The sequence below is a fragment of the Devosia sp. genome (genome assembly GCF_028290645.1).
In the GTDB taxonomy this organism is placed as follows: Bacteria; Pseudomonadota; Alphaproteobacteria; order Rhizobiales; family Devosiaceae; genus Devosia_A.
The window spans coordinates 1-6568 of record NZ_JAQGJL010000420.1; the positions used below are offsets into that span (position 1 = coordinate 1).

Genomic DNA, 6568 nt, shown 5'->3' on the forward strand with positions numbered 1-6568 from the left:
TTTCAGCTGGCCGGCAAGTTCGTCATCCAGGACTGCCCCGAGTGCATGACGCGGACGAAGATCGAGCCGAGCGTCATCACCCTGACCTTCGGCGACGACTTCGACATGTTCATGGGCCTGCGCGAGATACGGCATCGGTTCGACTGCCCGATCTGCAGGGCGCGGCGGCCGGACGTTTACTTCGGCAGTCCAGAGCAGCCGGTGACGCAGAGCGAGGACGTTCGCAAGAGCGCCTGATGACGACCTGGCGGAACGGTTCATTCCCGGTGCTGTCGGAGTTGGGGCAGAAGATCGTCGCCGTCGAGTGCGTGCGCTGCGACAGGCGCGGGCGCTACCGAGCCGATCGACTACTGGCGAAATTCGGGGACGTGGCCGAGGCCGCGGTGTTCGACCTCATCGCCAAGGACGGAGGATGCGAGCGGGCGCTGGACCCGCCGGCCGTCAACGACATCAACTACAACGCCGACAAGTGCCAGATTCAGCGTGGCGGCGGCCGGCGCGTGCCGCCTATCCTGGCCACCGCCATGCACAATGGCTGGCGGCTCTTCGTCATCTGCGAGCGGCACCACCAGGGGCTGAAATCGGTAAAGCCCTGCAAGGGAGCGACCGAGATGGACCTCCGGAAGCTTGTCGCAGCCATCGGACCAGGGGTCATGCTCGACGAGGTTGGGAAGAGGATCACCGCGCCGTGCTGCGGCAGCGCGCATTTCCGGATTAGCTGGCAACTGCCGGACGGGACGGAGCGCTAGAAGGCCCACCGGCGTCGGGGACCGCCGCGGCAGCAGGCAGCCCCGACAGCCGGAGTAGTTTATCCGTTGGGGCCGGGGTCCGTATTGGCCCACTCGCAGGTGTCGCAGAAGAGGCCAGAGTCGACGACGCAGACCCACGATCCCTCCCTCTCGCCACAGCGACATCCTCCCGTCCAGGTGGAAAGATTGCTGCCTCCCCACGCCCGGAGCCCGAGTGCCGATCGTCCCCAATCCCCGCCGATTCTGGTGAATGCTACTGCCAGGCCGTCCTCGAGGTTTTCCGTTGAAAGTTGGGGGGCCTCCTCCGCAAGGAAGACGTCAAGGAAGTGAACCGAAGTCAGGAGTCCCAGCGATACTGCCGGGAGTCCTAGCTCCTCTGCTTGCTCCGGGTCTGTTCGTTGTGCGACCGCTACTTCCTTCGCAACACCCAGGGCCATCTGGTTTAGAGCAGCCCGATACTCAGCTAGGTTCAGGATCACATCTTCGACGCTTCCACCTTGGGCCGCCCTCGCGATGCCGCTCATTGACCTGGCTATGGACGTCGATAGCAGCGACAAAGTGGGTTCGGCAGGCACATTGACAGTCAAGTCACGAAACATCTGAGCCGCTGCTGTTAGGCGGTCTGCGACCGGCATGCTTCTGTCGCTCAGCGTCGCGCCCGATTCCTCCAAGACTCGACCCGTCTCGGCGATTACGAGCAGTGGATTTTCTTCGGGGAACTGCGCGATTGCCGGCACCGCGAAACAGATCAAAAACATGCCGACCAGAAGAGATTTCACCGTTACGTTATACATTTGGCATCCTCCTTCTTCGATGTAAGTGATTGTCCCGTCTAGCGTTTAAGCATATGTCAGAATCGCTGCAGTATCGTTGCCACCCTTGTTTCATGGACGGGAGTTGCAGAGTGATCATATCCCAGCAGAAGCAGACGTGTATAAGAAAGTTTCATTCCAAATACCGCTGGAGGGCCAGCCCCACTGCCGAATGACTTCCGAGTGACCATTGGCCGGGGTGCCTGTGGAAACTCAGGATAACGAGGAAAGAGAATCGTCGGGGCTTTCACAAGATGGCTTGCGAGGGGAGCCTGCTTGCACGAGGGCAGATGAGAATCAGTCACTACGCTCGGGGTGCCATCGCTGCGGGAACGATCCGGATTGAGAGGCAACACGCGTCGTAGTCGGGGTAATTCGTCTAAAATTGCCGTTGCCACATAGGTAAATCCGGCACGGTCGGAGCCGCATAGCCCCAGAGGTGCTTTAAGGAATATCACGGTAGGCAATTATGCGACCTCGCGTTGGTGAGGTGATCCGTTCGTTCGTTAGGGCCCTCACGGGGCTGGGACGAAGCAGCCTTGCGGCGGATCATTCGGAGGTCGGGGACGAAATCCCCACCGTCGAGGCATTCGATACCCAGTTAAGGCGAATGGCGAACCACCGGCAGGATACCACCACGCCACTGGTGGCGGGGTCCCTGCAACTCGTGACGCTCGCCAGCCTCAAGGATGAACTGGGCGGCAGCTGGCCAGGCTTCGCCGAACGATGGCGCCTCATCGCTGGAGAGGAAATCCAGAAGGAGCTCGGGCCCTTCGACTTCTTCACCAACCAGGACGACAGCACCTTCGTGGTGTGCTTTGCCGACCTTTCCGTCACGGAAGCCAGGGCGAAGGCAGCCCGTACTTCGCAGCGCATCCGGACAAGACTAATCTCGGAAATGCCCCATGCCTCAGGCCGGATCAGTGTCGACAGGTTCGTCGGCGAGATTGACGGCGGCACTGTCCTGGACAACGGAGTGCCACCAGCAGAGGCCCTCGTTTCTTCCCTCATGAAAATCCGGCGGGAGGCCGACGAGGCATCACGCCTTCAACGTGTCGCCTCGCTCCGCGAGGTTCGGGTCCTGTTCCAGCCGGCGTGGGATGTCCGCCGTTCCCGCTCCGATATGAACCGGTGTCTGCTCCATCCACTCTCTGGCAGCGCTGCGATGGCGCAGCTGCAGGCTCTCACGGACAAGGAGGAACTCGTCGATGCCGTCGCGCACCTTGATTGTCTGCTGTTTGCGGGAGCGATGCAGTGCCTGCATAGTGCTCTGGCGCAACGAGGGGCGAAGCCCGATCTAGTCGTGCCGGTGCATTTTTCGACCCTGAGCGGCGCGGGCTCCTCGCAGGACGAATATCTGGTGCTACTTGAGATGATACCGGCGCACTACCAGCGATACCTCTCCCTTGAAATCCACGGTGTACCGGCTTCGGCCGAGGTCTTCGAACTCCTCGACGTTCTCGATCGCGTAGAGCCAAGCGTACGGAGGGCCCTGCTGCAGCTATCACCACGCGACCCCCGGGTCGGCACCCACATGGACTCGGTGTTGTGGGGGCTGTCGATCGACCTCTCCAAGTGGAGGGACAGCCCGGCGATCCTGCAAAGTTGGTTGCCCAGCTATTCCAGAGAGACCACCAGCAAGGGATTGAAGACCGTCGCCCATGGCGCCAATTCCCTGGGCATGGCGCAGGCGGCACGGAATGCCGGGTTCGACTACATCTGCGGATCGGCTATCCACCTCACCTCCGATGCGCCCAAAGCGCCCACTTTCCTAAATCCCCTGATCGGCTGGGAGTTGGTTAGTGGCGAAGGCAAAAGAAGAGCGCAGCGTCAGTCCTCGGGGAATCGTGGGTGAATCGACACCTGGATCGGCTTACGGGGCATCGGTGGATTATGGTGGTGGCGGAGGGCCGCTTCTTGGGACTCCGATCACCCTGTCGAGGTCGCCCCGCAGCCACAGCTTCCGCCGCCCGTCTAGCTGGCAGTTGCCAGATGGGGGCGAACGCCTAACGCCTCTAGGCGTTCAGCCTTGTGCCAGCGGAGCCCGCCACCGAGATCGGCGCGCTACGCGCTGATCTGCGTTTGCGATGAAACGCATCTTCGACTGTCCAGCCCCGCTTAAGCCGACGCCAAACCAGTAGGTAGTCGAGATTTAGCTCCTGGCACCAGACGTGAAGGTTCTGGGTGCGTCCCTCGATGGTTATTAGCAACTTGCCGGAGCTGTTGGCGGAGGAACCGGGTGGCCATTGCTCGTGAGCCAACGCTTGCTCGATCGTATGCCCTCGTCGCAGCCGCATGACGGTGCGGGCAAAGCTGACACCGTATATTCGACACCATTCGGCTAGACGGCGGCTCTCGCCATTTAGTTCAATCAAATGTCTCAAGTGTCCATTTCCCCAAAAAGATGTCCAGGAGCGCTTCGGCGAGTTGATGTCCGAAAACTCCCGCCCGTCAACGCATAGGCGCGAGCGCCTGTGAACCAATCTAGAATAGCGTCGGTTCAGTCACGCGCTCCGGTGGGTCTTCCTTGGGCCCGACTGCCACCACCTTGAGGGCTCCACTGGGAAGCGGCCGCTGCAGCCTCCTTGCCTCCGTCCAGGGTGCCGTCAGCCAGGTCTCGATCTCGTCGGGGGTGGTGAGGATCACCGGCATGGCGTCGGGGTTCGCGGTGGCCACCTCATCGTTGGGGTCGGTGGTAAGGAAGGCAAACAGGTCGGTGGTGATCAACCCCTCGGAGGTCTTGCGGACGCTGGTCCACTGCGGCGCCACGATGCCGGCGAAGAAGGCGAGTGGTCGATCGACGTCGAAGGCAAACCAGGTGTTGCCGAGCTTCTTGCCATCCGGCCCGACCGCGCTTGAAAACTCGGCGAAGCTGGTGAACGGCACGATGCAGGGGAACTCCGGCGCCAGCCACCGCTTCCAATGCGGGCTATCAGTGTTTCGCACGTTGTGGGTGCCCCGATCGGGCTCCATCCGCACCATTTCTTCGAACTCGTCCGGGCTGATGGCCTGACCGTGCTTCTGGATCAGCTTGTTCGCCCGCTCCTTCGCCGCCAGGTAGAGCGCTAGCGACGAGCTCGGCATGCCCCAGCGCAGCTTGACCAGCTCGCGGAACCCGCCCGGCGAGTTGCGGATGATGGGCGCCAGCATGTCCGGATAGATGCCGGTCTGCGGCGGCAGGTTGCCGATGTTCGTCGCCACCTCGAACAGGAAGCGCACTTGTCGCAGCGCCTCGAGATTGGTGGTGATGGAATAGGCGTGGCACAAGATGGGAAAATGCTATCGGCGGTCGGCCCCACAGGCAAGACTAGTACTCAAGAATGCCGATCGGCACGACCACATGGCGAAGGGGGATCACGGTGCCCTTTACATATGGGACTATGTCGTGGCCTTCGAGATACATATTATGCTATTGAAATCATTGATCTTTATCGCCATGAGGACGAACGGATTACTAATCACGCCCAGTATGGAACATACCTCGCCAGTCGATTGCCTTGGTCGACGTCCAGCGGGCGGATGAGGCCCGCGGCGATTGTGTCAGAAATCACATTGGACACCTGTGGGTACTGGTTCTTGTTTAGCCCTAGCCGATCACGCAGAGACGAGTTGCTCATTGGCGCGTTCTTTAGGTGGTGCAAAGTTGCGTGCTGATAGCAGGCGCGAATGCGATCCTCCTTCGACATTGCAGCGAAGTTCGTTCCCTTGAACATTGTGACCACCATCGACCCCTCCACGACGGCAAACGAGGGAGGAGCGAGCTTTGCCTCCTCAATCGACCACAACGCGCGATCTATTCCACTGCCCCTCTCCTCGCAGAGACGAGCCTTTCTCATCAGCCCCGCTAGCCGCTCGTTTCGCGACCGAGCCGGGGCATCGATCAGGCGCTCAATATCGACGAGCGGTTCCCCAGGGTTCGTAAACTGAATCTTATCCGAAAAGACTTCGACCAGTGGCCGTCCCCCGGATGCGACCAAGTCTTGGTGTATCATGGCATTCGCAAGGAACTCTCGCACCGCCTTTTCGGGATAGGCAGGTTCGAATCGGCGGACGCCGTGCTGCAGCACCTCTTGTCCGCCCGCCGCCCGCATGACGTACGCGAGTATCTTTTGAAAGGCGACGGCATATCCGAGCCGCCCTGTAGTGTCTTCTAGGCCGGTGAGTTTGGTGTTGGTCTTGTAAGCGATTACCCGCGGTGCCTTGTCGCTGATGGTCTTATACCTGGTGAGGTCCCTGGCTGCGCTGAGAGCAAAGAGGTTCGTGATGTCAAAGCCCCCCTGCTTGTCGTCGTGAATCAGCCCCTCGTTAGCGAAGTAGGTCAGCAGCGTTTCGTCAGAAGGCTCTCCTTCGTACAGCAGAGCACCTAACTCCCTGCAGGCAAAATCCTCCAAAATAGCGGCAGCAGACAGGTGCGTTGCCGCAACGCCCTCCTCAAAGGCGAACCCCCTTCTGCTCGAAGATGGGGCCGAAGTCTGTATCGGCAAGAGATTGCCCTTTTATGGGGTGGCTTCCATCCTCGAAAGCCCATAGTGCCGCGCCTCAATGCAAATCGCTCGCGCTTCGCAAGATCGACAAGCCAGTGATCGTTTGATTTGATCTCGGTTGACTGGCCTGAAACCGGAAGCTGGACTGTGCCCTGGTACTGGGGAGCGTCGTAATAGAATACGAGAAGCAGATATTCGTCCTCCTGGACGCAGCCTAGGGAGAACTTTTCAATGAAGTCGTTGTCGTATGTTTTCCCGGCCGACTTCGCGGACATAGCCGCCGTCAACCAACACCGCGACTTTCAAACTGCCCCCGAAAAGTATGAAACCCCCGTCGCTTTTGACGGCGACAGGGGCTCCAAGATTGTCGTGCCGATCTCTCAACACGTCAGGATTACGTCGCAACATATGCCGCGACTCCTAACAAAACGTCAAGAGGGAAGCGTAGTTCCCCCTATCGCGAGGTTATCGGGCATCCGACGTTCTTCCGTCAGGCACGTCCGGCTCGTTACAATCACGCGAG

General features: G+C 60.2%; 6 protein-coding genes. 3 read left to right on the forward strand and 3 right to left on the reverse strand.

Features of this window, described 5'->3' with window-relative positions; genetic code table 11:
- Positions 1-237 (forward strand): hypothetical protein (locus tag JWQ89_RS22180; protein WP_299644815.1); only part of this gene is annotated, 237 nt, incomplete at its 5' end.
- Positions 237-749, forward strand: a complete 513-nt coding sequence (locus JWQ89_RS22185) for a hypothetical protein (protein ID WP_299644816.1) — start codon at positions 237-239, stop codon at positions 747-749. The genes JWQ89_RS22180 and JWQ89_RS22185, both read left to right, overlap by 1 nt.
- 59 nt (positions 750-808) lie before the next feature.
- On the opposite strand, the gene JWQ89_RS22190 is transcribed toward JWQ89_RS22185, so the two are convergent.
- The gene (locus tag JWQ89_RS22190) at positions 809-1543 is read right to left on the reverse strand and encodes a hypothetical protein (protein ID WP_299644817.1); all 735 of its coding nucleotides are present in this window, start codon (positions 1541-1543) and stop codon (positions 809-811) included.
- Between the two features lie 508 nt (positions 1544-2051).
- On the opposite strand from JWQ89_RS22190, the gene JWQ89_RS22195 reads away from it, so the two are divergent.
- Entirely contained in the window at positions 2052-3416 is a 1365-nt protein-coding gene (locus tag JWQ89_RS22195) for a hypothetical protein (protein ID WP_299644818.1), read from the forward strand.
- Positions 3417-4045: 629 nt separating this feature from the next.
- Here the strand turns inward: JWQ89_RS22195 and JWQ89_RS22200 are convergent.
- The gene (locus JWQ89_RS22200; RefSeq protein ID WP_299644819.1) at positions 4046-4828 is read right to left on the reverse strand and encodes an SOS response-associated peptidase family protein; all 783 of its coding nucleotides are present in this window, start codon (positions 4826-4828) and stop codon (positions 4046-4048) included.
- Between the two features lie 191 nt (positions 4829-5019).
- A complete protein-coding gene (locus JWQ89_RS22205) occupies positions 5020-6045 on the reverse strand; it encodes an ATP-binding protein (protein ID WP_299644820.1) in 1026 nt (341 codons plus the stop codon).
- Positions 6046-6568 lie beyond the last annotated feature (523 nt).

Coding starts and splice junctions, on each gene's coding strand:
- JWQ89_RS22185 (WP_299644816.1), top strand. CDS start 237: ATGACGACCTGGCGGAACGGTTCATTCCCGGTGCTGTCGGAGTTGGGG.
- JWQ89_RS22190 (WP_299644817.1), bottom strand. CDS start 1,543: ATGTATAACGTAACGGTGAAATCTCTTCTGGTCGGCATGTTTTTGATC.